The organism is Methylobacterium sp. 190mf (assembly GCF_900107945.1).
GTDB lineage: Bacteria > Pseudomonadota > Alphaproteobacteria > Rhizobiales > Beijerinckiaceae > Methylobacterium.
The window spans coordinates 72761-98987 of record NZ_FNVI01000020.1 but is presented as its reverse complement, the minus strand read 5'-3'; the positions used below and the strand labels follow the sequence as shown (position 1 = coordinate 98987).

27 protein-coding genes are annotated in these 26227 nt (G+C 73.6%); 11 read left to right on the top strand and 16 right to left on the bottom strand.

Annotation, left to right across the window (positions count from 1 at the left end):
• The first annotated feature begins 68 nt into the window (after positions 1–68).
• Together C4T42_RS22280 and C4T42_RS22275 are read left to right on the top strand one after the other, a co-directional pair.
• The gene (locus tag C4T42_RS22280) at positions 69–2342 is read left to right on the top strand and encodes a bifunctional (p)ppGpp synthetase/guanosine-3',5'-bis(diphosphate) 3'-pyrophosphohydrolase (protein ID WP_026605253.1); all 2274 of its coding nucleotides are present in this window, start codon (positions 69–71) and stop codon (positions 2340–2342) included.
• A 361-nt stretch (positions 2343–2703) separates the two neighbouring features.
• Positions 2704–3345, top strand: a complete 642-nt coding sequence (locus tag C4T42_RS22275; RefSeq protein ID WP_020095206.1) for an NYN domain-containing protein — start codon at positions 2704–2706, stop codon at positions 3343–3345.
• Between the two features lie 4 nt (positions 3346–3349).
• On the opposite strand, the gene C4T42_RS22270 is transcribed toward C4T42_RS22275, so the two are convergent.
• From C4T42_RS22270 to dapA, 3 genes are all read right to left on the bottom strand, one after another.
• Positions 3350–3919, bottom strand: a complete 570-nt coding sequence (locus C4T42_RS22270; protein WP_020095207.1) for a peroxiredoxin — start codon at positions 3917–3919, stop codon at positions 3350–3352.
• Between the two features lie 220 nt (positions 3920–4139).
• The gene (gene smpB / locus C4T42_RS22265) at positions 4140–4613 is read right to left on the bottom strand and encodes an SsrA-binding protein SmpB (RefSeq protein ID WP_020095208.1); all 474 of its coding nucleotides are present in this window, start codon (positions 4611–4613) and stop codon (positions 4140–4142) included.
• Between the two features lie 15 nt (positions 4614–4628).
• Entirely contained in the window at positions 4629–5528 is a 900-nt protein-coding gene (dapA, locus tag C4T42_RS22260; protein ID WP_020095209.1) for a 4-hydroxy-tetrahydrodipicolinate synthase, read from the bottom strand.
• 200 nt (positions 5529–5728) lie between these two features.
• Between dapA and C4T42_RS22255 the strand changes: the two genes are divergently transcribed.
• A complete protein-coding gene (locus C4T42_RS22255) occupies positions 5729–8077 on the top strand; it encodes a transglycosylase SLT domain-containing protein (RefSeq protein ID WP_020095210.1) in 2349 nt (782 codons plus the stop codon).
• A gap of 197 nt (positions 8078–8274) precedes the next feature.
• On the top strand, positions 8275–9261 hold the full coding sequence (locus tag C4T42_RS22250; protein WP_020095211.1) for a catalase family peroxidase: 987 nt from the start codon (positions 8275–8277) through the stop codon (positions 9259–9261).
• A 59-nt stretch (positions 9262–9320) separates the two neighbouring features.
• Here C4T42_RS22250 and C4T42_RS22245 read toward each other — a convergent pair whose 3' ends face one another.
• Together C4T42_RS22245 and C4T42_RS22240 are read right to left on the bottom strand one after the other, a co-directional pair.
• Entirely contained in the window at positions 9321–9569 is a 249-nt protein-coding gene (locus tag C4T42_RS22245) for a hypothetical protein (protein WP_020095212.1), read from the bottom strand.
• Positions 9570–9654: 85 nt separating this feature from the next.
• Positions 9655–10233, bottom strand: coding sequence for a thermonuclease family protein (locus C4T42_RS22240; RefSeq protein ID WP_020095213.1), 579 nt, complete (start codon positions 10231–10233; stop codon positions 9655–9657).
• 112 nt (positions 10234–10345) lie between these two features.
• On the opposite strand from C4T42_RS22240, the gene C4T42_RS22235 reads away from it, so the two are divergent.
• The 3 genes from C4T42_RS22235 to C4T42_RS22225 are packed head-to-tail and all read left to right on the top strand — an operon-like array spanning position 10346 to position 12693.
• On the top strand, positions 10346–10660 hold the full coding sequence (locus C4T42_RS22235) for a PepSY domain-containing protein (protein ID WP_020095214.1): 315 nt from the start codon (positions 10346–10348) through the stop codon (positions 10658–10660).
• Between the two features lie 12 nt (positions 10661–10672).
• Positions 10673–11341: a response regulator transcription factor gene (locus C4T42_RS22230; protein WP_020095215.1), complete on the top strand. Its 669-nt coding sequence runs from the start codon at positions 10673–10675 to the stop codon at positions 11339–11341.
• Positions 11338–12693 (top strand): sensor histidine kinase, encoded by a 1356-nt coding sequence (locus C4T42_RS22225; protein WP_020095216.1) that lies wholly within the window; start codon positions 11338–11340, stop codon positions 12691–12693. The genes C4T42_RS22230 and C4T42_RS22225 overlap by 4 nt, the downstream gene beginning before the upstream one ends.
• 184 nt (positions 12694–12877) lie before the next feature.
• Here the strand turns inward: C4T42_RS22225 and cysC are convergent, their stop codons facing one another.
• The 7 genes from cysC to C4T42_RS22195 form a co-directional block, all read right to left on the bottom strand.
• The gene (gene cysC / locus C4T42_RS22220; RefSeq protein WP_020095217.1) at positions 12878–13537 is read right to left on the bottom strand and encodes an adenylyl-sulfate kinase; all 660 of its coding nucleotides are present in this window, start codon (positions 13535–13537) and stop codon (positions 12878–12880) included.
• A gap of 79 nt (positions 13538–13616) precedes the next feature.
• On the bottom strand, positions 13617–14711 hold the full coding sequence (locus C4T42_RS22215) for a hypothetical protein (protein WP_083916261.1): 1095 nt from the start codon (positions 14709–14711) through the stop codon (positions 13617–13619).
• Positions 14712–15173: 462 nt separating this feature from the next.
• Entirely contained in the window at positions 15174–15893 is a 720-nt protein-coding gene (gene metW / locus C4T42_RS22210; RefSeq protein WP_051123778.1) for a methionine biosynthesis protein MetW, read from the bottom strand.
• Positions 15894–15922: 29 nt separating this feature from the next.
• A complete protein-coding gene (locus tag C4T42_RS22205; RefSeq protein ID WP_020095220.1) occupies positions 15923–17128 on the bottom strand; it encodes a homoserine O-acetyltransferase in 1206 nt (401 codons plus the stop codon).
• Between the two features lie 162 nt (positions 17129–17290).
• Positions 17291–17470 (bottom strand): hypothetical protein, encoded by a 180-nt coding sequence (locus C4T42_RS22200; protein WP_020095221.1) that lies wholly within the window; start codon positions 17468–17470, stop codon positions 17291–17293.
• A 121-nt stretch (positions 17471–17591) separates the two neighbouring features.
• On the bottom strand, positions 17592–17759 hold the full coding sequence (locus C4T42_RS32045) for a hypothetical protein (RefSeq protein ID WP_020095222.1): 168 nt from the start codon (positions 17757–17759) through the stop codon (positions 17592–17594).
• Between the two features lie 171 nt (positions 17760–17930).
• Positions 17931–18224: a hypothetical protein gene (locus C4T42_RS22195; protein WP_026605255.1), complete on the bottom strand. Its 294-nt coding sequence runs from the start codon at positions 18222–18224 to the stop codon at positions 17931–17933.
• A gap of 191 nt (positions 18225–18415) precedes the next feature.
• Between C4T42_RS22195 and C4T42_RS22190 the strand changes: the two genes are divergently transcribed.
• Complete coding sequence (locus C4T42_RS22190; protein ID WP_020095224.1) at positions 18416–19531, top strand: histidinol-phosphate transaminase; 1116 nt, start codon at positions 18416–18418, stop codon at positions 19529–19531.
• Positions 19524–20483: a prephenate/arogenate dehydrogenase family protein gene (locus tag C4T42_RS22185; protein ID WP_042673722.1), complete on the top strand. Its 960-nt coding sequence runs from the start codon at positions 19524–19526 to the stop codon at positions 20481–20483. Before C4T42_RS22190 ends, C4T42_RS22185 begins: the two co-directional genes overlap by 8 nt.
• A gap of 147 nt (positions 20484–20630) precedes the next feature.
• On the opposite strand, the gene msrA is transcribed toward C4T42_RS22185, so the two are convergent.
• Positions 20631–21359 carry a peptide-methionine (S)-S-oxide reductase MsrA gene (gene msrA / locus C4T42_RS22180; protein WP_020095226.1) on the bottom strand — a complete coding sequence of 243 codons (729 nt, stop codon included), beginning with the start codon at positions 21357–21359 and terminating at the stop codon, positions 20631–20633.
• 142 nt (positions 21360–21501) lie between these two features.
• Between msrA and trpB the strand changes: the two genes are divergently transcribed.
• Positions 21502–22743, top strand: a complete 1242-nt coding sequence (gene trpB / locus C4T42_RS22175; RefSeq protein WP_020095227.1) for a tryptophan synthase subunit beta — start codon at positions 21502–21504, stop codon at positions 22741–22743.
• Between the two features lie 63 nt (positions 22744–22806).
• Here trpB and C4T42_RS22170 read toward each other — a convergent pair whose 3' ends face one another.
• From C4T42_RS22170 to C4T42_RS22160, 3 genes are all read right to left on the bottom strand, one after another.
• Positions 22807–23202, bottom strand: a complete 396-nt coding sequence (locus C4T42_RS22170) for a type II toxin-antitoxin system VapC family toxin (protein ID WP_020095228.1) — start codon at positions 23200–23202, stop codon at positions 22807–22809.
• A gap of 11 nt (positions 23203–23213) precedes the next feature.
• Positions 23214–23456 (bottom strand): type II toxin-antitoxin system VapB family antitoxin, encoded by a 243-nt coding sequence (locus C4T42_RS22165; RefSeq protein ID WP_020095229.1) that lies wholly within the window; start codon positions 23454–23456, stop codon positions 23214–23216.
• A gap of 117 nt (positions 23457–23573) precedes the next feature.
• Positions 23574–24176 (bottom strand): helix-hairpin-helix domain-containing protein, encoded by a 603-nt coding sequence (locus C4T42_RS22160; protein ID WP_026605256.1) that lies wholly within the window; start codon positions 24174–24176, stop codon positions 23574–23576.
• Positions 24177–24277: 101 nt separating this feature from the next.
• Between C4T42_RS22160 and C4T42_RS22155 the strand changes: the two genes are divergently transcribed.
• Entirely contained in the window at positions 24278–26170 is a 1893-nt protein-coding gene (locus C4T42_RS22155) for an ABC transporter ATP-binding protein (protein ID WP_020095231.1), read from the top strand.
• Positions 26171–26227 lie beyond the last annotated feature (57 nt).

Genomic DNA, 26227 nt, shown 5'->3' with positions numbered 1-26227 from the left:
TTGCGGAACAATCGCGCGTGATCCAGACCCCGCGCACGACCCCGGACGCGCCGGCCCCGTCCCGGCGGATGATGCGCCAGTACGAGCTCGTCGAGCGGGTCAAGCGCTACAACCCGGCCGCCGACGAGGCGCTGCTCAACCGCGCCTACGTGTACGCCATGCAGGCGCACGGCACGCAGAAGCGCGCCTCGGGCGATCCGTTCTTCGCCCACCCCCTCGAGGTGGCGGCGATCCTCACGGACCTTCACCTCGACGACGCCACCATCGTGGCCGCGGTGCTGCACGACACCGTCGAGGACACCGAGGCGACGCTCGAGGAGATCCGCCGGCTGTTCGGGCCGGAGATCGGCGCCTTGGTCGACGGCCTGACCAAGCTCAAGCGCCTCGACCTCGTCTCCAAGCAGGCCGCGCAGGGCGAGAACTTCCGCAAGCTGCTGCTCGCGGTCGCGGCGGATGTCCGGGTGCTGCTGGTCAAGCTCGCCGACCGCCTGCACAACATGCGCACCCTCCAGCACATGCGGGAGGACAAGCGCCACCGCATCGCGCAGGAGACCCTGGACATCTACGCGCCGCTCGCCGGCCGCATGGGCATGCAGGAGCTGCGCGAGGAGCTGGAGGACCTGGCCTTCCGCAACCTGGAGCCGGAGGTCTACGCCACCATCACCCAGCGCCTGACGCGGCTCTCCGCCAAGTCCGAGAGCGTCGTCGAGACCATCGCGCAGGTGCTGACCGAGAAGCTCGGCGCGCAGGGGATCACCGCCGAGGTCAGCGGCCGGCAGAAGCGCCCGTTCTCGATCTGGTCGAAGATGGAGCGCAAGTCCGTCGCCTTCGAACAGCTCTCCGACATCTTCGGCTTCCGCGTGGTCGTCGACACCGTGCAGGATTGCTACGCGGCGCTCGGCATCGTCCACACCAGCTGGCCGATGGTTCCGGGCCGGTACAAGGACTACGTCTCGACCCCGAAGCAGAACGATTACCGCTCGATCCACACCACGGTGATCGGGCCGAAGAGCCAGCGCGTCGAGTTGCAGATCCGCACCCGCGCCATGGACGACATCGCCGAGTACGGCATCGCCGCGCATGCCCACTACAAGGAGATCGGCACCGAGCTGGTGAAGGACCCGGCCCGCGCCGAGGGCAGCGTGCATCCGCGGCTCGCCGCGGAGAGCGGCGCCTACCAGTGGCTGCGCCGGACCATCGAGCTCCTCGCCGAGGGCGACAGCCCCGAGGAGTTCCTGGAGCACACCAAGCTGGAGCTGTTCCAGGACCAGGTGTTCTGCTTCACCCCGAAGGGCCGGCTGATCGCCCTTCCGCGCGGCGCGACGCCGATCGACTTCGCCTACGCGGTCCACACCGACGTCGGCAACACCGCGGTGGGCGCCAAGATCAACGGCCGGATGGCGCCGCTGCTGCACGAACTCGCCAACGGCGACGAGGTCGAGATCAGCCGCTCCGACGGGGCCTCGCCCCCGGCGGCCTGGGAATCCCTCGTGGTGACCGGCAAGGCCCGCGCGGCGATCCGGCGGGCGACCCGCACCGCCGTGCGGCGGCAATATGCCGGCCTCGGACGGCAGATCCTGGACCGGGCCTTCGAGCGCGCCGCCAAGACCTTCTCGGAGGACAAGCTCCGGGGCGCCCTGCCGCGGCTCGCCCGCGCGACGACCGAGGACGTGTTCGCCGCCGTGGGGCGGGGCGAGATGTTCTCGGGCGACGTCGTCCGCGCCGTCTATCCCGACCACCGCGACGAGCGCCGGCCCTCCGCCGCGCAGGGCGCCGCCAGCGGCGCCGGCCGGCTCGTGCGCTCCTCCGACCAGACCATGCGGCTGACCTTCCCGGGCGCCGAGGGCGGCAAGGAAGGCGGCAAGGAGGGGGAGGGCGCGGATCGCAGCGACGCCATCCCGATCCGCGGCCTCGCGGGCGACCTGCCGGTGACCTTCGCGCCGAACGGCGGCGCGGTCCCGGGCGACCGGATCGTCGGCATCCTGACCCCCGGCGTCGGCGTGACGGTCTACCCGATCCAGTCGGCGGCACTCGCGGCCTTCGACAACGAGCCGGAGCGCTGGCTCGACGTCCGCTGGGACACGGAGGCGCTCGGCGGCGAGCGATTCCCCGCCCGGTTGGCGCTCAAGTCGATCAACGAGCCCGGGGTGTTCGCCCAGATCGCCCAGGTGATCGCCGACCACGACGGCAACATCGACAACATCTCGATGAAGCGGCGAACCCAGGACTTCACCGACATCACCATCGACCTGTCGGTCTGGGATCTCCAGCATCTCAACGCGATCATCGCCGAACTGCGCGGCAAGCGCCCGGTCAACAGCGTCGAGCGCGTGAACGGCTGAGGTCGAGGGGCGGGGCGCGCGGCGCATCTGAGGTTTACAGGATCAACTTACGTAAACCACCATTTTCACGACGAAGCCCTGTCGTGGTCAATTAATCCGCCCCGAGAGTTCAGTTTTTCACGACCGCACAATCCCGTGCTCTGCTTGACACGGACCCGTTTGAAACGAATGGTCCGGCGGACGGGGCGTCGGTGGCGCGGGTCATCGACCGCGCCGGTCCACCCCGGTTTGCAGAGCGCGGCGGCCGCGATCGCGGCGCACCGTCCCGGCCACGCGCCCCGGCCTTTCGCCTCGGGCGAACCCTGACCGATTGTTCAGACGATTTCCTGTCACCCACGATTTTTCGGGACCTGACCTGTTCATGCCAGTCACCCAGCGCAGCGCCATCTTCATCGACGGCGCCAACCTCTACGCCACCACCAAGGCCCTCGGTTTCGACATCGACTACAAGAAGCTGCTCAAGGAATTTCAGTCGCGGGAGAACCTCCTGCGGGCATTCTACTACACGGCCATGATCGAGGATCAGGAATACTCCTCGATCCGGCCGCTGATCGACTGGCTCGACTACAACGGCTACCGCGTCGTGACCAAGCCCGTGAAGGAGTTCACGGACTCGATGGGGCGGCGGAAGTACAAGGGCAACATGGACATCGAGCTGGCGATCGACGCCCTCGAGCTCAGCCCGCACATCGACCACATGATCCTGTTCTCCGGCGACGGCGATTTCCGCTCGCTCGTCGAGGCGATGCAGCGGCGCGGCGTGAAGGTGACGGTGATCTCCACGATCCAGACCCAGCCGGCGATGATCTCCGACGAGTTGCGGCGGCAGGCCGACGAGTTCGTCGACCTCGCGAGCCTCGCGGGCCGGATCGGGCGCGAGCCCGGCGAGCGCCCGGCGCGGGCCTCCGGCGAGGCGCCGACCCGCTACCGCGGGGAGGGAAGGGCCAATCCGGGCCTGGAGAACCGCTACGGCATCCGCCAGCCGGAGGCCGAGGAGGAGTAGCGCCTCAGGCGCTGCCCCCGTCGAGCCAGTCGAGGACCTGCCTGGCGCTCCGGTCCGGCGGGAAGACCGGATAGAACAGCTCGCTCACGACGCCGTCGTCGATCACCAGGGTGAGGCGGCGCAGCAGCACCTGGCCGCCGGCCTCGAAGGTGGGCAGGCGCGCCGCCATCGCGAAGGCCCGGTGCGGATCGGCCAGCAGCGGGAAGGGCAGGCGCAGGCGCTCGGCCGCCTCCCGCTGGTAGGCGCTCGTCTGGGTCGAGAGGCCGAAGACCTGGGCGACGCCTCGGGCCGTCAGCGCGGCGTGGTGATCGCGGAAATCGCAGGCCTGCGGCGTGCAGCCCCGGGCGCCGGGAATGGCGTCCCAGTCGGGCGTCAGGCCCGGCTGGCCCGGCTCGCCGGTGCGCGGGTAGGCGTAGGCCACGGTGCGGCCCGGCAGCCGCGCCAGCGAGACCGTGCGGCCGTTGGTGGCGGTGAGCGCCACGTCGGGCAGGCGCATCCCGCGCAGGTGATCGGCCGCGCCGTCGTCGACGGGGACCGGCAGGTCGTCGGGCAGGGTATCGTGGGTGGAGGGCATGGGTCGCTCCGCAGGATCGCAGGCTCGGGACGCCGCACCGGCTAATCCGGGATCTTGTGACATCGCGCGGTCAGCGCAAGGCGAGCGCATCACGGCCTGCGCGCGCCCCCTGTAGGAACGATCGTCTTTGCGAGCGGAGCGAAGCAATCCAGCGGCACCACGCCCGCGGACGTCGCGCTGCCCTGGGTCGCTTCGCTGCGCTCGCGATGACGGCCCGGCCTCAGCCCCGGTCGCGCAGCAGCCGCGCCCGGTCGCGCTGCCAGTCGCGCTCCTTGACCGCCTCGCGCTTGTCGTGGGCCTGCTTGCCCTTGCCGAGGCCGAGCTCGACCTTCGCCCGCCCTTTGTCGTTGAAGTAGATCTTCAGCGGCACCACCGTGTAGCCCTGGCGCTGGGTCGCGCCGATCAGCTTGTTGATCTGGCGGCGGTGCAGCAGCAGGCGGCGCGGGCGCTTGGTGTCGTGGTTGAAGCGGTTCGCCTCCAGGTATTCCGGGATGTAGGCGTTGAACAGCATCAGGTCGTTGCCGGAGGGTCCGGCATAGGCCTCGCCGATCGTCGCCTTGCCGCCGCGCAGGGATTTCACCTCGGTGCCGGTCAGCGCGATGCCGGCCTCGAGCGTGTCCTCGATCGTGTAGTGATAGCGCGCGGCGCGGTTGTCGGCGACGATGCGCCGACTGGGCTCCGGTTTCGGGGCCATGATGCGTGACTTCCCTCAGTCGACCAGCAGGCCGGCGTGGCGCAGGGCGTCGTCGACGATGCGCTTGGTGGGCTCGGTCACCGGCACCAGCGGCAGGCGCAGCTCGTCGGTCATGTGGCCGAGCCGCGACAGCGCGTACTTCACCGGCGCCGGGTTAGCCTCGGCGAACAGGCCGGTCTGCAGGGGGAACAGCCTGTCCTGGAGGGCCAGCGCCTTGGCGTAGTCGCCCGCGAGCGTCGCTTCCTGTAGGTCGGCGCAGAGGCGCGGGGCGACGTTCGCCACCACCGAGATGCAGCCGTGGCCGCCGTGGGCGTTGTAGCCGAGCGCCGTCGCATCTTCGCCCGAAAGCTGGACGAAGCTCGCGCCCATGGCCTGACGCTGCTGGCTGACGCGGTCGATCTTGGCGGTCGCGTCCTTCACGCCGGCGATGTTCTTCAGCTCGAAGAGCCGGGCCATCGTCTCGACGCTCATGTCGACGACGGAGCGCGGCGGGATGTTGTAGATGATGATCGGGATGCCGACCGCGTCGTTGACGGCCTTGAAGTGGGCGTAGAGGCCCGCCTGCGTCGGCTTGTTGTAGTACGGCGTCACCACCAGGACGGCGTCGGCGCCCGCGCGCTCGGCGTGCTGCGCCCGCTCGACCGCCTCGGCGGTGGAGTTGGAGCCCGCGCCCGCCACGACCGGCACGCGCCCGCCCGCCTCGTCGATGCAGGCCTCGACCACCCGGTCGTGCTCGGAATGGGTCAGGGTCGGGCTCTCGCCGGTGGTGCCGGTGGGCACGAGGCCGTGGCTGCCCTGCTCGATCTGCCAGCGCACGAACTTCCGGAAGGCGGCCTCGTCGAAGGCCCCGTCGCGGAAGGGCGTCACAAGCGCGGTGAGCGAGCCCCGCAGGCGGCTCCCGGTCATCTCGGTCATCTCAGGCGTCCCAAAGGGTCCCAGCTGGGATTTCGGCGGTCTCGGCGCCGCGCGTGGTCCGCATCGTACGGGCACGGACCGGCAGACATAGGCGGTCGCGTCACGGCGCGCAAACAGATCGTGGGGACGGTTAACGCGATCTTAATGGTCACGGACCGATCCTCGACCTTTCCCGCTCCGGTGATCAGTAGGGGGGAATCGTGATCCGACCCGCGGCCTCGCATCCGGCCCCGAAGCGCACGTCCCTCACCGCCGCCGCGCTCGTCGCCACCGTCGGCGTGGCGCTCGCCGGCCCGGCCGGCCAAGCCGGCCAAGCCGGCATCGACGCGCCCACGACGCCGCCGGCCACGCAGCCCGCGCCGCCGGCGAGCGACGCCGCCCTCTCGACCGCCCAGGTCCGGGGCGCGCAGGCCGTGAAGGCGAGCGACCCTGTCGCGGCCGACGCCCTGAAGCTCGATCCGGTCCACGCCTCGAGCGGCGACGACAAGGGCGAGGAGCCCGCCCGGACGCTGCCGGCCGCGGCCTCGGCCTACGCCTCCGCCGACCCCGACGCCCCGGTGGCCTTCCCGCTGCCGGACGCCGCGGTCACCCCGGCGGCCCCGGTGCCCGAGGTGCCGGATCCCGCGCGCCCGAAGATCTCCGGCGACACCGACCCGACGCTGCTGCGCGGCGCCATCGACCTCTACCGCAAGGGCCGCGTCGCCGACGGCGACCGGATGCGCGACGGCTTCACCGACCCGGCCGCGAAGGCGCTGCTCGAATGGGTGGCGATCCGCGCGGGCGCCGGGATCGGCTTCAACCGCACCGTGGCCTTCGTCCGGGCCAATCCGGACTGGCCGGCCGGCCCGCTGCTGCGCCGCCGGGCCGAGGAGGCGCTGCTCTCCGAGAAGAAGGCGCCCGCGACGGTCCGGGCCTACTTCGCCACGGCGAAGCCGGTGAGCGCGCCGGGCAAGTTCGCCTTGGCGCTGGCCCTGCGCGCCGACGGCTGCGACGCCGACGCCGCCGAGATGGTCCGAGACCTCTGGCGCACCGAGAGCTTCGGGCGGAGCCTGGAAGCGAAGGTGCTCGACGCCTTCCCGGACGCGCTGACCCGGGTCGACCACCGCTACCGGATGGAGCGGGCGCTCCTGAAGGACGACTGGGAGAGCGCCGGCCGGGCCGCCGGCTACGCGGGCGGCGCCTATGCCAGCCTCGTGCGCGCCCGCCGGGCCGTGGAGGACAAGTCCTCCGGCGCCGCTTCCGCGCTCGCCGCGGTGCCGCCGTCGCTGCGCAGCGACGCGTCCTACATCTTCTCCCGGGCGCAGTATTTCCGCCGGGCCGACAAGCCCGAAGCCGCCGCCGCCGTGCTCGCGACGGCGCCGAGCAACCCGGACGTGCTGGTCGACGGCGACGAGTGGTGGATCGAGCGCCGGATCGTGGCGCGCAAGCTCCTCGACCTCGGCGATGCCAAGACCGCCTACGCGGTGGCGAGCCAGCCGGCGGCGCGCTCGCCCGAGAAGCGCATCGAGGCCGAGTTCCACGCCGGCTGGATCGCGCTCCGCTTCGCCGGCGATCCCGCCGCCGCCGCGCAGCATTTCGCCCGGGTGGCGGCGATCGCCGAGAGCCCGATCTCGGTGGCGCGGGCCGCCTACTGGCAGGGACGGGCGGCCGAGGCGCTCGGCCAGTCGGAGGAGGCGAAGCGCTTCTACGAGCGCGCCGCCCTGCAGCCGATCGCCTATTACGGCCAGGTGGCCCGGGCCCGGCTCGGCCAGACCAGCCTGCCCCTGCGGGCGCCGGCCGACCTCGAGGGCGCGGAGCGCCAGGCCTTCGACGGGCGGCTCTCCATCCGCGCCCTGCGCCTGCTCGGCGAGGCCGGGATCAAGGAGCTGGCCCTGCCGCTCTACATCGACGCCGCCCGGGACCTCTCGGACCCGCGCGAGCTCCAGGCGCTCGGCGACCTCGCCACCGACATGAAGGACGCCCGCGCCCTGGTGGCGATCGGCAAGCTCGCGGTCCAGCGCGGCCTGCCGCTCGACGCCCACGCCTACCCGACGATCGGGATCCCCACCTACGAGACCTTCACGGCGGTCCCGCAGGTCGAGCGGGCCATGGTCTACGCCATCGCCCGCCAGGAGAGCCAGTTCGACCCGCGCGCCCAGTCGGGCGTCGGCGCCAGGGGGCTGATGCAGATGATGCCGGCCACCGCCCAGCGCACCGCCCGCCGGGTCTCGACCGCCTTCGACGTCGACCGCCTGACCAGCGATCCCGCCTACTGCGCGAGGCTCGGCCAGGCCCATCTCGGCGAGCTGATGGAGGATTGGCGCGGCTCCTACGTGCTCGCCTTCGCCTCCTACAACGCGGGCGGCGGCAACGTGAAGAAGTGGATCGACGCCTACGGCGACCCGCGCAAGGGCGACGTCGACGTGATCGACTGGGTGGAGCGCATCCCCTTCACGGAGACGCGCAACTACGTGCAGCGGGTCATGGAGAACCTGCAGGTCTACCGCTCGCGGCTCGACAGCCGCAGCGCCCTGCTGATCGAGGGCGACCTCCACCGCGGCGCGCGGTAGCGGGCTCCTCACCGTCTTTGCGAGCGGAGCGAAGCAGAGACGAAGTTCTCGATCTGCGGCCTGCCGCCGCGACGTAACCCACACCCCAGCTCCGCCGCGGCATAGCTTTTGGTTGTGCCCTCGCTGCCTCGCTCCCTAGAAGATGGTCCGGTCCGCATTGACCGGCTCCCGAGAGCCCGCGCTGCCGAGAGGTTCCCATGCTGCGTTCGAGATCGGGTTTCGCCCTCCTGCTGAGCACCGCGCTCGCGGCCGCCGCCCCGGCCCTGGCCCAGGAGGCCTCCACCGCCGAGCAGACGATCGACGTGATGAACACGCTGTTCGGCAAGCATCCGGGCGCCCGGGCCAACCACGCCAAGGGCGTGGTCGCCGAGGGCAGCTTCACCCCGTCGCCCGAGGCGGCGAAGATCAGCAAGGCCTCCCTGTTCCAGGGGCCGGCGGTGCCGGTGACGATCCGGTTCTCGGACGCCACCGGCGTCCCGACCATCCCGGACGGCGCGGCCGACGCCAACCCGCACGGCCTCGCCCTCAAGTTCAAGCTGAGCGACGGCTCCGAGATGGACGTCGTCACGAACTCGCTGAAGTACTTCCCGGTCGCCACGGGCGAGGAGTTCCGCGACCTCCTGAAGGCCGCCGCCGAGAGCGGCCCGAACGCGGCCCATCCGACCGCGCTGGAGCGCTTCGCCGCCGCCCACCCGGCCGCCGCCACCGCGGGCGGGACCGCCAGGACCCCGTCGAGCCTCGCACGGCAGACCTACAACGGCGTCAACGCCTTCATCCTGGTGGACGCGGCCGGCAAGCGGCAGCCGTTCCGGTTCCGCTTCGTGCCGGTGGAGGGCGAGGAAATCCTCGCCCCCGAGGAGGCGGCCAAGCGCGATCCGAACTTCCTGATGGCCGAGATCGGCCCGCGGGTCGCCAAGACTCCGGCGAGGTTCCGGATGCTGGCCCAGCTCGCCGAGCCGGGTGACCCCACCAACGACGCCACCAAGCCCTGGCCGGACGACCGGAAGACGGTCGATCTCGGCACCGTGACGGTGAGCAAGGTCGTGCCCGACAGCGCCGAGGCCGAGAAGGCGCTGCTGTTCATGCCGAACAACCTGACCGACGGGATCGAGGTTTCGGACGACCCGCTGATCGACGCCCGCGTCCAGGCCTACGCGGTCTCGTTCAGCCGCCGCTCGCAGTAGCGCGGCCCGGCCGGACGGAGTCTCCGACCCGTCGCCTCATCCCGAGGTGCCGGAGCGGATCAGCGGCCCGTCCCGGCCTTCGGGGCGGAGGGCGGCTTCGCGCCGCCCGGCTGCCCCTTGCTCTCGACCGGGCCCGTGCGGGCGCCGTCCCGGGTGGCGCCGGTGCCGCTGAGGCCGCCCGCGCCCATGCTGGTCGTGCGGGCGCCGGCATCCTGGCCGGCCTTGCCCCGGCCCTCGGCGGCGTGAACGGTCCCCGTCGCGCCGGCGAGGAGGACGGCGAGCAGCGTCGTACGGGTCAGGATCCTCATGGGGCCTCCGCGGGTCCACCGCCGCCCGGGCGGGCTCTCCGGTCCAACCGGGCGCGCCCGGGAGCGTTCCCGTGAGGACGGGGCGTCACCCGGCGGCGCGCAGGCCCGCGGCGGCGCGGCGGCCCCGCCGCTCGGCGGGATCCTGGAACACCCCCGACCACAGGCCGAGGCGGCGCCCCCAGGCCCGGTCCGCCGCGGGCGCGTAGTCCGGCGCGAGGTCCCGGTCGGGCAGGGCGAGGCCCTGCGCCACCATCCAGGCCCCGAGATCCGCCTCGCCGACCCGGCAGAGCGCCGCGCCCGCCTCGCCCCGCGGCTCGCAGGTGACGGCCGCCCCGCCGATCCGGTCGGCGAGCGCCCGGGCGGCGTCGCGGCCGCACGGGTAGGGCCGGTCCCGGGCGTCCGCGCAGGTCGCGTCGGCCTCCGGCGCGGCGATCCCGAACAGGCTCACCGGCCGTCCGCCGACGCGCAGCGTCCCGCCGTCGATCACCTGGGCGGGGCCGCGCAGGATCTCGCCGGCCCGCGCGGGGCCGTGCCAGCCGAGGCCGCCCGCCACGAGCGCGGCGAGGAGCGGCAGGCGCGAGCGGTCGCCCCTGTCGTCCGGGCAGAGGAGGGTGCCGGCGAGGCCGGCCGCGCAGGCGAGGAGGATACCGACGTAGAGCGACATGGTCTCAGGTCTCCGGAAGGGCTATGGCGGCCCTTGTGCCGAAGCCCCGCCCCGCGACCCTGACGCCGGCTGTCAGCGTCCCGTCAGGCGGCGCGGCCTAGCCTGCGCCCGCATGAGCCCGTTCCCGCCCCGCCGCCTCGTTCTCGCCCTCGGCCTGCTGGCCACCCTCGCGGGCGGGCCCCTGCACGCCTCCGAGGATGCCGACCGGGCCCGCCGGGCCCTGGAGAGCGGCGAGATCCGCCCCCTCGACGCGGTGCTGGCGGCGGCCCGGGCGGCGGTGCCGGGGGACGTCGTGTCGGTCGACCTCAAGCACGACGACGGGCACTGGCTGTACAAGCTGCGCATCCTCGGGCCCGACGGGAAGCGCCGGACCGTGAAGGTCGATGCCGGCACGCTCAAGATCCTGGACGAGGACGACGATGATTGAGGAGGCCGGCCCGTGCGCGTCCTGATCGTCGAGGACGAGCCGCGCATCGCGGCGGACATCCGGCAGGGCCTGGAGAGGGCCGGCTACGTCGCCGACGTGGTGGCGGACGGCGAGGCGGCGTGGTTCCGCGCCGAGACCGAGACGTACGACGCCATGGTGCTGGATCTCGGCCTGCCGCGCCTCGACGGGCTCGGCGTGCTGCGCCGCCTGCGCGCCGCCGACATCACCCTGCCTGTCCTGATCCTGACCGCCCGCGACGGCTGGCGCGAGCGCGTCGAGGGCATCGACGCCGGCGCCGACGACTACCTCGCCAAGCCGTTCCGCATGGAGGAGCTGGTCGCGCGGCTGCGGGCGATCCTGCGGCGCACCGCCGGCCACGCCGCGCCGGTGCTGCGCGCCGGCACGGTCGAGCTCGACACCCGCACCCGCGCGGTCAGCGTCGACGGCAGGCCCACGGAGCTGACCGCCCTGGAATACCGGCTGCTGGCCTTCCTGCTGCACCGGCAGGGGCAGGTCGTGCCGGCGGGCGAGCTGCTCGACCACCTTCACGGCGTCGGGACCGAGCGCGAGGCCAACGCCCTGGAGGCGCTCCTGACGCGCCTGCGGCGCAAGATCGGGCCGGGGGTGATCGAGACCCGCCGCGGCCAGGGCTACCTGATTGCCGGACCGGACGGACCGTGAGGCGCGACTCCCTCCGCCTGCGGCTCGGCCTCGCGGCGGCCGCGCTGATCGCGCTGGCGCTGGTGCTCGCCGGGATCGGCCTCACGGTGATCCTCGACCGGGTGCTCGACGCCCGCACCGTCGCGGATCTGGACCGGACCGCCAAGCTCATCGCCGGCCGGGTGGGCCTCGCGCCGGACGGGACGCCGACCCTGTCCCGGGACCTGCCGGACCCGCGCTTCGCCACGCCCTACGGCGGCCTGTACTGGCAGGTCGAGGCGGGATCGCGCGCGCTGCGCTCGCGCTCCCTCTGGGACAGGAGCCTCGATCTGGGACCGGCCGGGGCGGGCGCGCAGGCCCCCGCGACCCTCGACACGACCGGGCCCGACGGCGGCCGGCTCATCGCGGTGGTGCGGCCGCTGCAGATCGGCGCGCCGGGCGCCGAGACCGCGCTGCGGGTCGCGGTGGCGGAGGACCGGCGCGGCCTCGCGGCGAGCCGGACCACGTTCCTGCGCCTGCTCGTCCCGGCGCTCGTCGCCCTGTTCGTCGTCCTGACCCTGGCGATGGGCCTGTTCGTGCACCGGGCGCTCGGCCCGTTCCGGGTGCTGCAGGCGGAGCTCCTGGCGGTCCATGCCGGGCGGCGGGCGCGGCTTCCGGAGCAGTTCCCCGACGAGGTCCGGCCGCTGGTCACCGATCTCAACCGGCTGCTCGACGCGCAGGAGCGCGCCCTGATCCGCGCCCGCGACGCCGCCGCCGACATGGCCCACGGCCTCAAGACGCCGCTGGCGGTGCTGGACGCGCTGGCGCGCCGGACCGGGTCGGCCGACCCGGCGCTGGCGGCCGAGATCGCCGAGCAGGCGCGGGCCATGGGCGGGCAGGTGGAGCGGGCGCTGGCCCGGGCGCGGGTCGCGGCCGGGGGCGACCTGCGGCGGCGGTCCTGCCCGGTCGCCCCGGTGGCGGAACGCCTCGTCGCGACCCTGCGGCGGCTGCCGGAGGGCGGGTCCCTCGACTGGGCCGTGGCGGTGCCCGGGACCCTCGCCTATCCGGGCGAGGAGGGCGAGCTGATGGAGGTGCTGGGCAACCTCCTCGACAATGCCCGGAAGTGGGCGCACCGGCGGGTCCGGATCACCGGGACGGAAGCCGGGACGGACGCCGGCCAGCCGGGCCTCGCCGTCGAGGATGACGGCCCCGGCATGAGCGCCGCGGCCATCGCGGGGATCGGGCGCGGCCAGCGCTGGGACGAGAGCCGGCCGGGCACCGGGTTCGGCATCGCCATCGCCCGCGACGTCGCCGAGGCCGCCGGCGCCCGGCTCGATTTCGGCCGCTCGGCGCTGGGCGGCCTGCGAGCGGAGCTGCGCTGGCCGGGCGGGTAGGGCGAGCCAGGCGCCTCCCAATTCGCGCCCTCATCCTGAGATGCTGGAGCGAAGCGCAGGCCTCGAAGGCGGGCTCCAGGGATCGCGCGGCCGGCTGGACCCCTCCTTCGAGCCCCGCTTCGCGGTCACCTCAGGATGAGGGGATGGCTGGGAGGACCCGGTGTGCGCGTCGGGAACCACACGCTCACCGCCCCCGCTCCGCACCCGCGCCCGCCCGGCTCAGCCGCATCAGCCGCGCGCTCAGGGCGCGGGCGCAGGCCGCGGTGCCGCGGCCCTCGGTGGCGATCGTCAGGTCCGGCCGCTCCGGCGCCTCGTAGGGCGCCGAGATGCCGGTGAAGCCCGGGATGCGGCCGGCGCGGGCCAGCCGGTAGAGGCCCTTCGGGTCCCGGGCCTCGCACAGGCCCAGCGGCGTGTCGACGAACACCTCCAGGAACGGGATGTCGCCGGCGATCCGGCGCGCCAGCGCCCGGTCGGCCCGGTAGGGCGAGATCAGCGAGACGATCACCACCGTCCCCGCCTCGGCCATCAGCCGCGCCACCTCGGCGGTGCGCCGGACGTTCTCGGCGCGGTCCTCCGGCGAGAAGGCGAGGTCGGCGTTGAGCCCGTGGCGCAGGTTGTCGCCGTCGAGGACGGCGCTGTGCCGGCCGCCCGCCACCAGGGTCCGGTCGGCCTCCGCCGCCAGCGTCGACTTCCCGGCCCCCGACAGGCCGGTCAGCCACGCGATCACCGGCACCTGGCCGAGGCGCGCCCAGCGCGCCTCCCGCGCCTGGAGGGGGTGCCAGGTCACGGGGCCCGGAGGGAGGCCGGCCGGAACCGTCTGCGGGATCTTCTGCACGACGCACATATCCACCGCCTGGTCACACGCCTGGGGCGGCGTCCGCGCGGGCGGCCGCCGGTTCTCGGACATCGACACGCGCGGGCCCCTACGGCACGCGCCAGACCGGGTAGCCGACGGCCTCGCCGAGGCGCTCCCGGCACTCCTCCAGGATGTGGGCCGTCCGCCGCCGCCACGCGGGCGGGGACCGGAAGGCGGCCCGCGCCGCCGCCGCCCGCACCAGCGCCTCGACCGCGGCCTCCGTCTCGGGCGCGACCGGCCCGGCGGCGAGCTCGTTCGGCGGGGCGGCGGGCGCGGCCGCGATCACCGCGTCCCAGCTCTGCCCCCAGCAGGCGGCGGCGAAGCGCGCGTTCCCGGCCGCGTAGCGCGCCGCGACGCGGGCCAGCCCCTCCGGGGCGGCGCCGCGGAACCGCTCCGCGTCGAGCCCCCGCGCCCAGGCCCAGTCGTCGAGGACGTGGCCGAGCAGCCGGCGATGCCCGGTCACCTGACGGTGCACGCCGAGCCGGTACAGGCGGCGCGACGCCTCGACCGCGACCGGCCCGGAACTCCGGTTGGTACGGTAGGCGAGGTCGGCCGGGCCGAGGAGCGGCGCGAGGCGCTCGCCCAGCCCGAGCCCGTCGACCAGCCGCGCCAGCAGCGGCGCGTCGGACCGCCGGTCGCGGTACGGCAGGGCGGTGACGCGCCCCGCGGCGGCGCGGCGCCAGGGCTCGAGCCGGTCCGCGTAGTCGTAGCGCCGGGACCCGCCCTCGGAACGCAGGAAGCCGCGGAACGTGCGGCCCTCGGCGACGACCTGCGCCCGCAGGGCGTAGGCCGAGGCCACCTGCTCGGCCTGCGGCTTGACCACGAGCGCCGCCTCCAGGGCGAAGCCGCGGCGCGCGAACAGGTCGGACAGGATCTCGGGAACGCGCCAGAACGGGCGCTGGACGGAGAAGTCCTCGTAGGAGAGCAGGACCGTGTCGGCCGGCGTGGCGGCCAGGATCGCGTCGAGCCGCGCGAGGGCCTCGCGGCGCTCCGCGGCGCCGCGGCGCCGGTCCAGCGCCTGGCCGAGCCGGTAGTGGTTGACGTCGTCGCTGCCGGGGGCGCCCGGCGGGGCGAGGTTCGGGTAGCAGATCCCGGCCGCGGCGAGGCGGGGGCGCAGGCGGGCCAGCACCTCCTGGAACGCGGTGGAGCCGGTTCGGGGCATCCCGATGTGAACGATCGCGCGGCGCACGTGTCCTGTCGACCCTGCTGGAATTCGCGGTTGCGGCAAGTCTTCCGCGCAGCCGGGCACAGTCCACGACCCCTCGTGGACGCGCACGTCTCGGGATGAACGCCGGACGAATCCGTAATCACGGTCCGATCACGGGAACGCGACCAGAAATAGCCAAGCTCCGTTTCTGCTCTATTTCAGACGGATTGCGGAATCGCCGGGCCGGGGCGCCGCGGGTGCGCCCGGGAGAGACAGCGCCGCGCGGCGACCCTCGAGCGCCGGACAACAGCGGCGCGATGCTGGGGCCGCTTCCGATCGTGTTGCAACGGTTGGGAAGGACGACGACCCCGGTCGAGACATCCGCGCCACGCCCCCTCTCCCGCACGGGAGAGGGGACCCGCGCCTCGTCCGGCACGGGCTCGACGCGCCACCGCCTCGCCTTGCTCGGGAGCGGTTCTAGGGCCCGGCATCCTCGCGCCGGAGCAGGAACACGCCCTGCGCGCCGAACAGGTTCCAGACCCACCAGGGCATGGAGAACCGCATCGGCCGGCCGCGGGCGTCCAGCGCCGTGGCGTGCTCGATCCGCGCGCCGATCAGGCGGCACAGGCCGACGAAGTCGCGGATCGTGCAGTGGTGGATGTTGGGCGTCTCCCACCACGCGTCCGGCATGATCTCGGTGACCGGCATCCGCCCGCGGAAGGCCAGCTCGGAGCGCACCCGCCAGTGCCCGAAATTCGGGAACGAGATGATCACCTGCCGGCCGATGCGCAGCAGGTGCTCCAGCACCACCCGGGGATTGCGGGTCGCCTGGATGGTCTGGGACAGGACCACGACGTCGAAGGCCCCGTCCGGGTAGTTGGCGAGGTCGGTGTCGGCGTCGCCCTGGATCACCGACAGGCCCCGGGCGAGGCAGGCGTTCACGCCCTCGCGGGACAGCTCGATCCCGCGCCCGTCGATGGCGCGGCGGTCGCGCAGCAGCGCCAGCAGCGAGCCGTCGCCGCAGCCGATGTCGAGCACCCGGGCGCCGGCCGGGACGAGGCCGAGCACGACGAGGTGGTCGACGCGGGCGCCGCCGCCCTCGGCCGCGTGGGGCAGGGCGTCCGCGCCCTCCCAGGGGGCGCCGTGGCGGACCTTGCCCAAGGAGATCTTGCCCAGGGGCAGCTTGCCGAAGGTCATCTTGCCGGGCCCGCCGCTCGCCATCCGCGTCACAGCCCGCGCGCCCGGGCGGCGGCGTCGATGAAGCCGCGGGCCGCGGAGAACATCGCCGGCTCGTCGAGCAGGAAGGCGTCGTGGCCCTTGTCGCTCTCGACCTCCACGAAGGCCACCGGCGCCGCAGCGGCGTTGAGCGCGTGGACGATCGCCCGGGAGTCGCGGGTCGGGAACAGCCAGTCCGAGGTGAACGAGATCACGCAGAAGCGGGTCTTGGTGCCCCGGAAGGCGTTGGCGAGCACGCCGCCGTGGTCCTCGGCGAGGTCGAAATAGTCCATCGCCCGGGTCAGGTAGAGGTAAGCGTTGGCGTCGAACCGCTCGACGAAGCTCAGGCCCTGGTGGCGCAGGTAGCTCTCGATCTGGAAATCGGCGTTGAACGAGAAGGTCGGCGCCGTGCCGCCCTGGAAGCGCCGGCCGAACTTCCGGTGCAGCGCCGGCTCGGACAGGTAGGTGATGTGCGCGCCCATCCGGGCGACGCCGAGCCCCTTGGCGGGCCGGGTGCCCGCCTCGAGGTAGCGCCCGTCCGCCCAGGCGGGGTCGGCCATGATCGCCTGCCGGCCGACCTCGTGGAAGGCGATGTTCTGCGCCGAGTGGCGGGCGCCGGTGGCGATCGGCATCGCGGCGAAGACGCGCTCGGGATAGAGCGCCGCCCATTGCAGCACCTGCATCCCGCCCATCGAGCCGCCGATGCACAGGAACAGGTCCCGGATGCCGAGATGCTCCAGCAGCATTGCCTGGGCCCGGACCATGTCGCGGATCGTCACCAGCGGGAAGTTCAGCCCGTAGGGCCGCCCCGTCGCCGGGTCGATCGAGGCCGGGCCGGTGGAGCCCATGCACGAGCCGATGACGTTCGAGCAGACGACGAAGTAGCGGTCCGTGTCGATCGGCTTGCCGGGGCCGACCAGCGTCTCCCACCAGCCGGGCTTGCCGGTCACCGGGTGGGTGTGGGCGAAGTACTGGTCGCCGGTCAGCGCGTGGCAGATCAGGACCGCGTTCGAGCGCGCGGCGTTGAGCGTGCCGGCGGTCTGGTAGGCGATCTGGAAGGGCGCGAGCTCGACGCCCGCGTCGGTGAGCAGGGGCGTGTCGGCGGCGAAGCGCGCCACCGGGCTCCTCGGGTCGAGCGCCTGCGAGCGCTCGGACGCGCGCCGCGCCGGCTCGTCGATCGGGTCCGGCCTCAGGGCCGTGTCCGTTTGGGTGTCCATGGCGGGTCTTGACGACCGTGTATCGGTTCGGATCCGAACCGGGAGAGCACGGGATCGCCTGACGCGCCGCACTCGCCCGACGCGGCCAGCCCCGCCGAGGTAATGCGCGGGGGGCCGAGCGTCAACGCGGGCGGGCCGGACGGTCAGGCCCGGTCGGGTCGCTCACGCGATCGGGGCGGCCATCACGGCGAGCCCCAGGGCGGGCAGGCCGAGCGCGAGGGCGGCCCGGGCATCCAGACGGTCCGCGCGGACGCCCGCCCGCCAGTGCCGGCTCGCCGCGCTCTCGATCAGCATGCCGGCGAGCACGAGACCGCAGCCGATCAGGGCCTGCATCGAAACCATGGGAACCTCGCCCGGACAGCCGCGCGACCGGGGGCGCCGCGCGTCTCGGCGCGCCCCCGGTTGCCGCTGGGAAAGTCCGTCCGGTGTCTGACGGTTCCTCGCCGACGCCTCAGCCGGCGCCTCAGCGCATGGCGGCCGCGCAGGCCGCGAAGACCAGGGCGGCGCCGGCGGCCGTGATGCAGCCGTTGGCCCAGGGCGCCGCCTCGGCGCGCCGCAGGCGGCAATCCGCGGCGACCGAAACGAGGATCCCGATCAGGAAGAGGCTGCAGGGGATCAGGTCACCGGGCATCGTCGATCCATCCAGGGGTTGCGGGTCGGGGCACGCCCGACGCGCCCCTGTTCTCCCGGTTCAACAGGCCGAAACGTGGCGAGTGCCCCGCGGCATTTGCGCGTCGCCGATTTGCCGCGGCGCCCCGGATGGATCGCGCTGGTTGAAGTCCCGCCGATGAAGTCCCGCCGATCAGGTCCTGGCCGAGGCCGGCCGGGTGTCGAAATCCTCCGGGCCCAGATCGAGGAGGTCGTTGGGGGTCTCGGTGCGGTCGTAGGCCTGGCTCGCCGCGGCCTCGATCACCGGCTGATTGCGGGCGAACAGCTCCAGGGGGGCGAGGTCGGCGCCGCCGAACTGCTGGCGCAGCACGGGAACCGGGACCTCGACCGCGATCACCCGCTGGCCGTTCGTCATGGCGAAGCGGATCAGCGAGTCGTCGGCGGGGAGGATGTGGGCGCCGCCGTCCAGGTAGCGTTCGAGGGGCATGCGGGGATCCTTCGTGTTGGGCGCCTTTCGGCGGAGCGCCGGCATACAGGCACGACTCCGTGGGGCCGGACAAGTCGCCCCGGCAGGGTCGGGCCGCCACCTCCGGAGTCGGCCCCGGGTTCACCGGCCGAGGAAATGCTGTAGACGGGCGCGGAACCGACCGAACCCCGCGCATCCCGAGTCGCACCGCAATGTCCGCCCCCCGACCCGCCCGTCCGGAACCGCGTCCCGGCGTCCTGGCGATCGACACCTACGTGCCCGGCAAGAGCGGGCGGCCCGGGGGCGGCAAGGTCTACAAGCTGTCCTCCAACGAGACGCCCCTCGGCCCGAGCCCGGCGGCGCTGGCCGCCCTCCACGCGGCGACTTCCAAGCTCGAGACCTACCCGGACGGGCGCGCCACGGTGCTGCGCACCGCCATCGCCCGGCGCTACGGGCTCGACCCCGAGCGGATCGTCTGCGGCGCGGGCTCGGACGAGCTCCTGTCGCTGCTGGCCTACGCGTATGGCGGGCCGGGCACCGAGGGGATCTACTCGGAGCACGGATTCCTCGTCTACCGGATCGCCATCCTGGCCTCGGGCGGCGAGCCCGTGGTCGCGCCCGAGCGCGACCTCACCGTCGACGTCGACGCGATCCTGGCCCGGGTCACCGACCGGACCCGGATCGTCTACGTCACGAACCCCAACAACCCGACCGGCACCTACCTGCCCTTCGACGAGATCCGCCGCCTCCACGCCGGCCTGCCGCCGCACGTGCTGCTGGTGATCGACGGCGCCTACGCCGAGTACGTCCGCGCGAACGACTACTCGGCCGGGCTCGAGCTGGCCCTCGAGGCCGAGAACGTCGTGATGACCCGCACCTTCTCGAAGATCCACGGCCTCGCCTCCGTGCGGATCGGCTGGATGGTCGCGCCGGCGCACGTGGCGGACGCGGTCAACCGGATCCGGGGCCCGTTCAACGTCTCGGGCCCGGCGATCGCCGCGGGCTCGGCCGCCATCGCCGACGAGGCGCACATGGCTGCCGCCGCCGCCCACAATGCCGAGTGGCTGCCGAAGCTCACCGAGGGCGCCCGCGCGCTCGGCCTGGAGGTCACGCCGAGCGTCGCGAACTTCCTGCTGATCCACTTCCCCGACGCGCCGGGCCGCTCGGCGGAGGACGCGGACGCGTTCCTGACCGAGCGCGGCCTCATCACCCGGCGGGTCACCGCCTACGGCCTGCCCAACGCCCTGCGGGTGACGGTCGCCGGGGCCGAGGCGAACAAAGCCTTCCTGGCCGCGCTCGGCGACTTCGTGCGGGGCCGGCATGGCTGAGACGTCCGTGGCCGGGGCGCCCGGGACCGAGGCGCCCGCTATCGGCCGCCTCGCCATCGTCGGCCTCGGGCTGATCGGCTCCTCGATCGCCCGGGCGGCGCGCCGCTACGGCCTCGCCCGGACCATCGTGGCGGTGGACCGCGACGCGGCCGTGCGCGCCCGGGTGCGCGAGCTCGGCATCGCCGACGTCGTCACGGGCGACCCGGCGGAGGGCGCCGCCGGCACCGACCTCGTCATCCTGTGCGTGCCGGTGGGCGCGATCGGGGCGGCGGCGGCCGAGATGGCGCCGCATCTCAAGCCCGGCGCGATCGTGTCGGATGTCGGCTCGGTGAAGGGCGCCGTGGTGGCGGCGGTCCGGCCGCACCTGCCCGAGGGCGTCGCGCTGGTCCCCGGGCACCCGATCGCCGGGACCGAGTTCTCGGGGCCGGACGCGGGCTTCGCGACCCTGTTCCAGGGCCGCTGGTGCATCCTGACCCCGCCCGAGGGCACCGATCCGGCGGCGATCGAGACCGTCCGCGCCCTGTGGGCGGGGATGGGCGCCGACGTCGAGACGATGAGCGCCGAGCACCACGACCACGTGCTCGCCATCACCAGCCACCTGCCGCACCTGATCGCCTACAACATCGTCGGCACCGCGGCCGACCTCGAGGCGGCGACGCAGTCCGAGGTGATCAAGTTCTCGGCGAGCGGGTTCCGCGACTTCACCCGCATCGCGGCGTCGGACCCGACCATGTGGCGGGACATCTTCCTCAACAACCGCGAGGCGGTGCTGGAGATGCTCGGCCGGTTCAACGAGGACCTGTCGGCGCTCGCCAAGGCGGTGCGCTGGGGCGACGGCGACGCGCTCCACGCGATGTTCACCCGCACCCGGGCGATCCGGCGCAGCATCGTGGCGCAGGGCCAGGAGACCGCGGCCCCGGATTTCGGCCGGCCGCGTCCGCCGGAGGAATAGGGAAGGCAGCGGACCGACCCTCACACGGACTGGGTCCCTCAGCGCCGTCTTTGCGAGCGCAGCGAAGCAATCCAGGGTGGCTCTACGCTGTGGGGGATGTCGCGCTGCCCTGGGTCGCTTCGCTGCGCTCGCGATGACGGGGAGCGCTCAAGCCGGCGGGCGGTTGACCAGCACCGGCTGCGCGGCCGTCCGCTCCGGGAACAGCTGCTTCAGGGCCTCGAGCTTCGGCGCGTCGTTGGCGGCGATGTACGGGTGGCCGGGGTGCAGGGCCATGAAGTCCTGGTGGTAGCCTTCCGCCGGGTAGAACGCGGCGCCCGGCTCGATCCGGGTGGCGACCGGCCGCGCGTAGGCCTGGGCCGCGTCGAGCTGGGCGATGTAGGCCCCGGCCACCCGCGCCTGGTCGGCGTCCTGCGGGAACAGGGCCGAGCGGTACTGGCGCCCGGCATCGGGTCCCTGGCGATCCACCTGGGTCGGGTCGAGGGCCACCGAGAAGAAGATCCGCAGCAGCTCGTCGTAGCGGATGACCGACGGGTCGTAGGTGACCGACACGGCCTCGGCGTGGCCGGTCCCGCCGCCGCTCACGGTGCGGTAATCGGCCTCCGCGCGGGTGCCGCCGGCGTAGCCCGACACCGCGCCGCTCACCCCGCGCACGTGCTGGAACACCCCCTGCACGCCCCAGAAGCAGCCGCCGGCGAAGACGGCCACGCGCGGCCCCGGCGGCTCGGCGGAGCGGGTCACGGCCTCCGGCAGGCGCCGGGGCGCCTCCTCGGCGAAGGCCGGGAGCCGGGGGAGCAGGACGGCGCCCGCGAGCCCGAGCCCGAGCCCCGCCCCGAGGACCGGGCGGGAGAGGGTGCGGAACGTGTCGCGAAGGGCCATGGTCAACCTCCTGCCGGATGCTGACAGCCCGTTCGCGCCGGCGCCCGATCCGGTTACGCGCGCGGCTGGCCGCATTGCGGTGACGGCGACATGGGTCTAGGCACCCGGCAACAGATCGACACGCGCGCGCAGGATCCGTCCCGTGACCATCGCCCCCGAGCCCAACTCCTTCCGCACCGGCCCCGACGAGCGCGGCCGCTTCGGCATCTTCGGCGGCCGCTTCGTCGCCGAGACGCTGATGCCGCTGATCCTCGAGCTGGAGGCGGCCTACGACGCGGCCAAGCAGGACCCGACCTTCCAGGCCGAGATGGAGAGCTACGGCACCCACTATATCGGCCGGCCGAGCCCGCTCTACTACGCCGAGCGCCTCACCGAGCACCTGCGCGCCAAGGCGCCGGCGGGGCAGGGCGCCAAGGTCTATTTCAAGCGCGAGGAACTGAACCATACCGGCTCCCACAAGGTGAACAACGTGCTGGGCCAGATCCTGCTGGCCCGCCGCATGGGCAAGCCGCGGATCATCGCCGAGACCGGCGCCGGCCAGCACGGCGTCGCCACCGCCACGCTCTGCGCGCGCTTCGGCCTCAAGTGCGTCGTCTACATGGGCGCGGTCGACGTCGCCCGGCAGGCGCCCAACGTCTTCCGCATGAAGATGCTCGGCGCCGAGGTGATCCCGGTGGAATCCGGCACCAAGACCCTCAAGGACGCCATGAACGAGGCGCTGCGCGACTGGGTCACCAACGTCGCCGACACGTTCTACTGCATCGGCACGGTGGCGGGCCCGCACCCGTACCCGGCCATGGTCCGCGACTTCCAGTCGGTGATCGGCCGCGAGACCCGCGAGCAGATGATCGCCCAGGAGGGCCGGATCCCGGATTCCCTCGTCGCCTGCATCGGCGGCGGCTCGAACGCCATGGGGCTGTTCCACCCGTTCCTGGACGACCGCGAGGTCGAGATCTTCGGCGTCGAGGCCGCGGGCCACGGCGTCCAGTCGGGCCTGCACGCGGCCTCGCTCACCGGCGGCAAGCCGGGCGTGCTGCACGGCAACCGCACCTACCTGCTGATGGACGGGGACGGCCAGATCGCCGACGCGCACTCGATCTCGGCGGGCCTCGACTATCCGGGCATCGGCCCCGAGCACGCGTGGCTGCACGAGATGGGCCGGGTCACGTACCTGTCGGCGACCGATTCCGAGACGCTGGAGGCGTTCAAGCTCTGCTCGATGCTGGAGGGGATCATCCCGGCCCTGGAGCCGGCCCACGCCCTGTCCAAGATCCTGGAGCTCGCGCCGCAGCGCCCGGCCGAGCACCTCATGGTGCTCAACATGTCGGGCCGCGGCGACAAGGACATCCCGCAGGTGGCCGAGATCTTCGGCACGAAGATCTGAGGGCGCGCGGCGGCAGTCCTCCGCCCGCCGCGCCCCGCCTGTCCCGCGCGCGGACCGTCGGCCTCAGGCGGTCTCGATGTCCGTGAGCGGGAAGTCGTTGCCCTTGTGGAGCAGCGGGATGCCGTGGGCGCGGGCACAGGCGTAGGCGAAGCAGTCGCCGAAGTTCAGGCCGGCCGGGTGCCGGCCCTTGCCGAAGCGGTCGTAGGCGTCCAGCGCGCCCGCTTCGGCCTCCGGCGGGACGGCCACGATCTCGATGCCGGCGAGGTCGAGATAGGCGTGCACCGCCTCGCGGGCGGCCGGGACCGGGAGATCGAGGTGGCGCGCCAAGGCCACGCCGGTTTCCCAGACCGCCAGGGGCGACGTCACGCGGCGCAGCGCCCGCTGAAGCCGGGCCGCCAGGGCGGCCGCATCCGTCTCGTCGGTGAGGATCGCCGTGAGGGCCGACGCATCCACGAACATCGGGTCCCGCCTCAGGTGCGCTCGTACAGACCGTCGATGAACGCCGCGTCGGCGGGCTTCCGGTCCGGACCGGCACGCTCGTGCAGGGCACGGACGAAGTCGGCCGTCCGCTCGACGAGATCGGGCCGGTTCGTCTGGCGGGCGATCTCGTTCTGAAGCGCGCGGCGCACCGCGTCGGTCTTGCTCGTGCCCAGCAACGCCATGAGCTGGGCCGCGAGGGCGTCGACCTGCGGATCCTTGACGTAGAGCGGCATGCGCGGACCCCTGGGATATCCCGCACAGCGCTAATTTATATCCTCGGACGCCGCAAGGCGGAGCGGGCCGGAGCGGGTCGCCGGGCCGCGGCCGCTCACCGCACGGTCACCGCACGGTCACCGCACAGTCACCTGATCCTTGATCTTCTCGTAGACCGACCGGCTGAGCACGCGCTTCGACAGCAGCTGCTCCACCGACGTGTAGGGCCGCTTGGCGACGATCGCCCGGCCGATGGCGCCGCCGCCGCGCAGGTGATTGAGATCCGCCACCGAGGCGGTGTTGAGATCGAGGATGGCCAGGGCCCGGGGACCGGCGCTGTCCTCCGCCCGGTCGACCTCGGCCTGACCGGCCGCCTCCTGCGCCGACGGATCGGGCTGCGCCTCCCGCGGGAGCGGCTCGGCGGGGAAGGCCGTCGCGTCGGAGGGCATCTGCGTCGGCGCCGGAGCGCCGCCGGGCGGGGCGGGGGCAGGCTCGACCGCCGCCGCGGGCGGGGCGGACGGAGCGGCCGGGGCGGGCGGCGCCGCAGGAGCCGCGGGAGGCGGCTCGACGCGCCGGACCGTGGCCGAGGGCTGGGGGGCCGCCGGTGTTTCCGGAGCGGACGCGGGCGGAATCGCCGGTCCGGGTGCGGGGCTCGGCAGCAGGGCCTGCACCACCGCCGCGAGGATGCCGGCAATGATGAGGAGAACCGAAACTCTGAGGATTGCAGGACCGCTGAGCACGCACCACTCGACGAGGATTAAAACTATATGCATCTACAGTTAATGATATCCTTGCACGTCGTCCAATCCACGCCCCAAACCCGGCGGGTCATCCCCAGGGTATGAGCGGGCCCGTACCGCGGCCGGGGGCGGGACTGCGTCGGCGGCTGGGTGAGCGACTCGGCAAGCGCCTGGGCGCGCGCGTCGGCGCCCTGCGCTACCTGCCGACCCTGTTCCGGGAGATCGCCGCCGCGAGCCCGCGCCTGCTGGCGGCGAGCCTGTCGCTGCGCCTCGTGGCGGCCTGCCTGCCGGTCCTGACCCTCTACCTCGCTAAGCTCATCCTCGACGGGATCGTGGCCGAGCACGCCCGGCCGGCGCCGGAGGCGGGGCTCGCTTCGTGGCTCGCCGATCCCGGCCGGGCGCGGCTCGCCGGCCTCGTCGCCGCCGAGTTCGGCCTCGCCCTGCTCTCGGACCTGACCGGCCGGCTCTCGAGCCTCGTCGAGACCCTGATCGGCGACCTCTACGCCAACGCGGCCTCCCTGCGGCTGATGGCGCACGCCGCCGAGCTCGACCTCGCCCAGTTCGAGGACAGCGCCCAGCAGGACCGGCTGGAGCGGGCCCGCCGGCAGGTCAGCGGCCGCACCGGCCTCATCGGCACGGTGTTCGGCCAGCTGCAGGGCCTCCTGACCCTCGCGACCCTGGCGGTCGGGGTCGCGGCCTTCACGCCCTGGCTCGTCGTGCTGATCGCCGCCGCCCTGGTCCCGGCGGTGCTCAACGAGTGGCACTTCACCAAGGCCGGCTACCGCCTCGCCTGGATCCGCAGCCCCGAGCGGCGGCGGATCGACTACCTGCGCTACCTCGGCGCCAGCGTCGAGACCGCCAAGGAGATCAAGCTCTTCGGCCTCGCGGGCTACGTCACCGGGCTCTACGCCGCGGTGGCGGGGCGGCTGCTCGCCGAGAACCGCGGCCTCGCGGTCGCCCGGGCCGGCTGGGGCTTCGCCTTCGCGAGCCTCGGGACGCTCGCCTACTACGCCGCCTACGCGGTGATCGTCTGGCGCACGGTGGCGGGCGCCTTCTCGGTGGGCGACCTCGCCTTCCTGGCCGGCGCGTTCCAGCGGCTGCGCGGCGGCCTGGAGGGGCTGCTCCTCGGGCTGACCCAGATCACCGGCCAGGCGCAGTATCTCGAGGATTTCTACGCCTTCTTCGCGATCCGGCCGCAGATCCGCTCGCCCGCCCGGCCCGTGCCGGTGCCGAGCCCGATCCGGGAGGGGCTGGTCTTCGAGGATGTCGGCTACCGCTACCCGGGCGCGCAGGGCTGGGCCCTGCGCCACCTCTCCTTCGCGGTCCGGGCCGGGGAGACGGTGGCGCTGGTCGGCGGCAACGGCGCCGGCAAGACCACGATCGTCAAGCTGATGACCCGGCTGTACGAGCCGCACGAGGGCCGCGTGCTCCTCGACGGCGTGCCGCTGCCCGCCTACGACCTCGACGACCTGCGGGCGCGGATCGGGGCGATCTTCCAGGACTTCGTCCGCTTCGACCTCACCGCCGGGGAGAACGTCGCGGTCGGCCGGATCGCGGCCGCCGACGACGCGGACCGCATCGCCGCCGCGGCGGCCCGCGGGCTCGCGGCCCCGGTGATCGAGCGCCTGCCCGCGGGCTACGCCCAGCCGCTGGGCAAGCGCTTCGCCGGCGGCCTCGACCTCTCCGGGGGCGAGTGGCAGAAGGTCGCGCTGTCCCGGGCCTACATGCGCGAGGCCGAGATCCTGATCCTGGACGAGCCGACCGCCGCCCTCGACGCCCGGGCCGAGCACGACGTCTTCGCCCGGTTCCGGGAATTGTCGGCCGGGCGGACGACGGTGCTGATCTCGCACCGCTTCTCCACCGTGCGCATGGCCGACCGCATCCTCGTCCTGGAGGGCGGCCGGGTCTTGGAGGAGGGCAGCCACGCCGCCCTCATGGCGCGGGGCGGCCGCTACGCCGAGCTGTTCGCCCTCCAGGCCGAGGGCTACCGGTAGGCCGGCCGGCGCGTCGCCGGGGCGGCCCAAGCATTGCCCGATTCCCTGAGCCTGCTA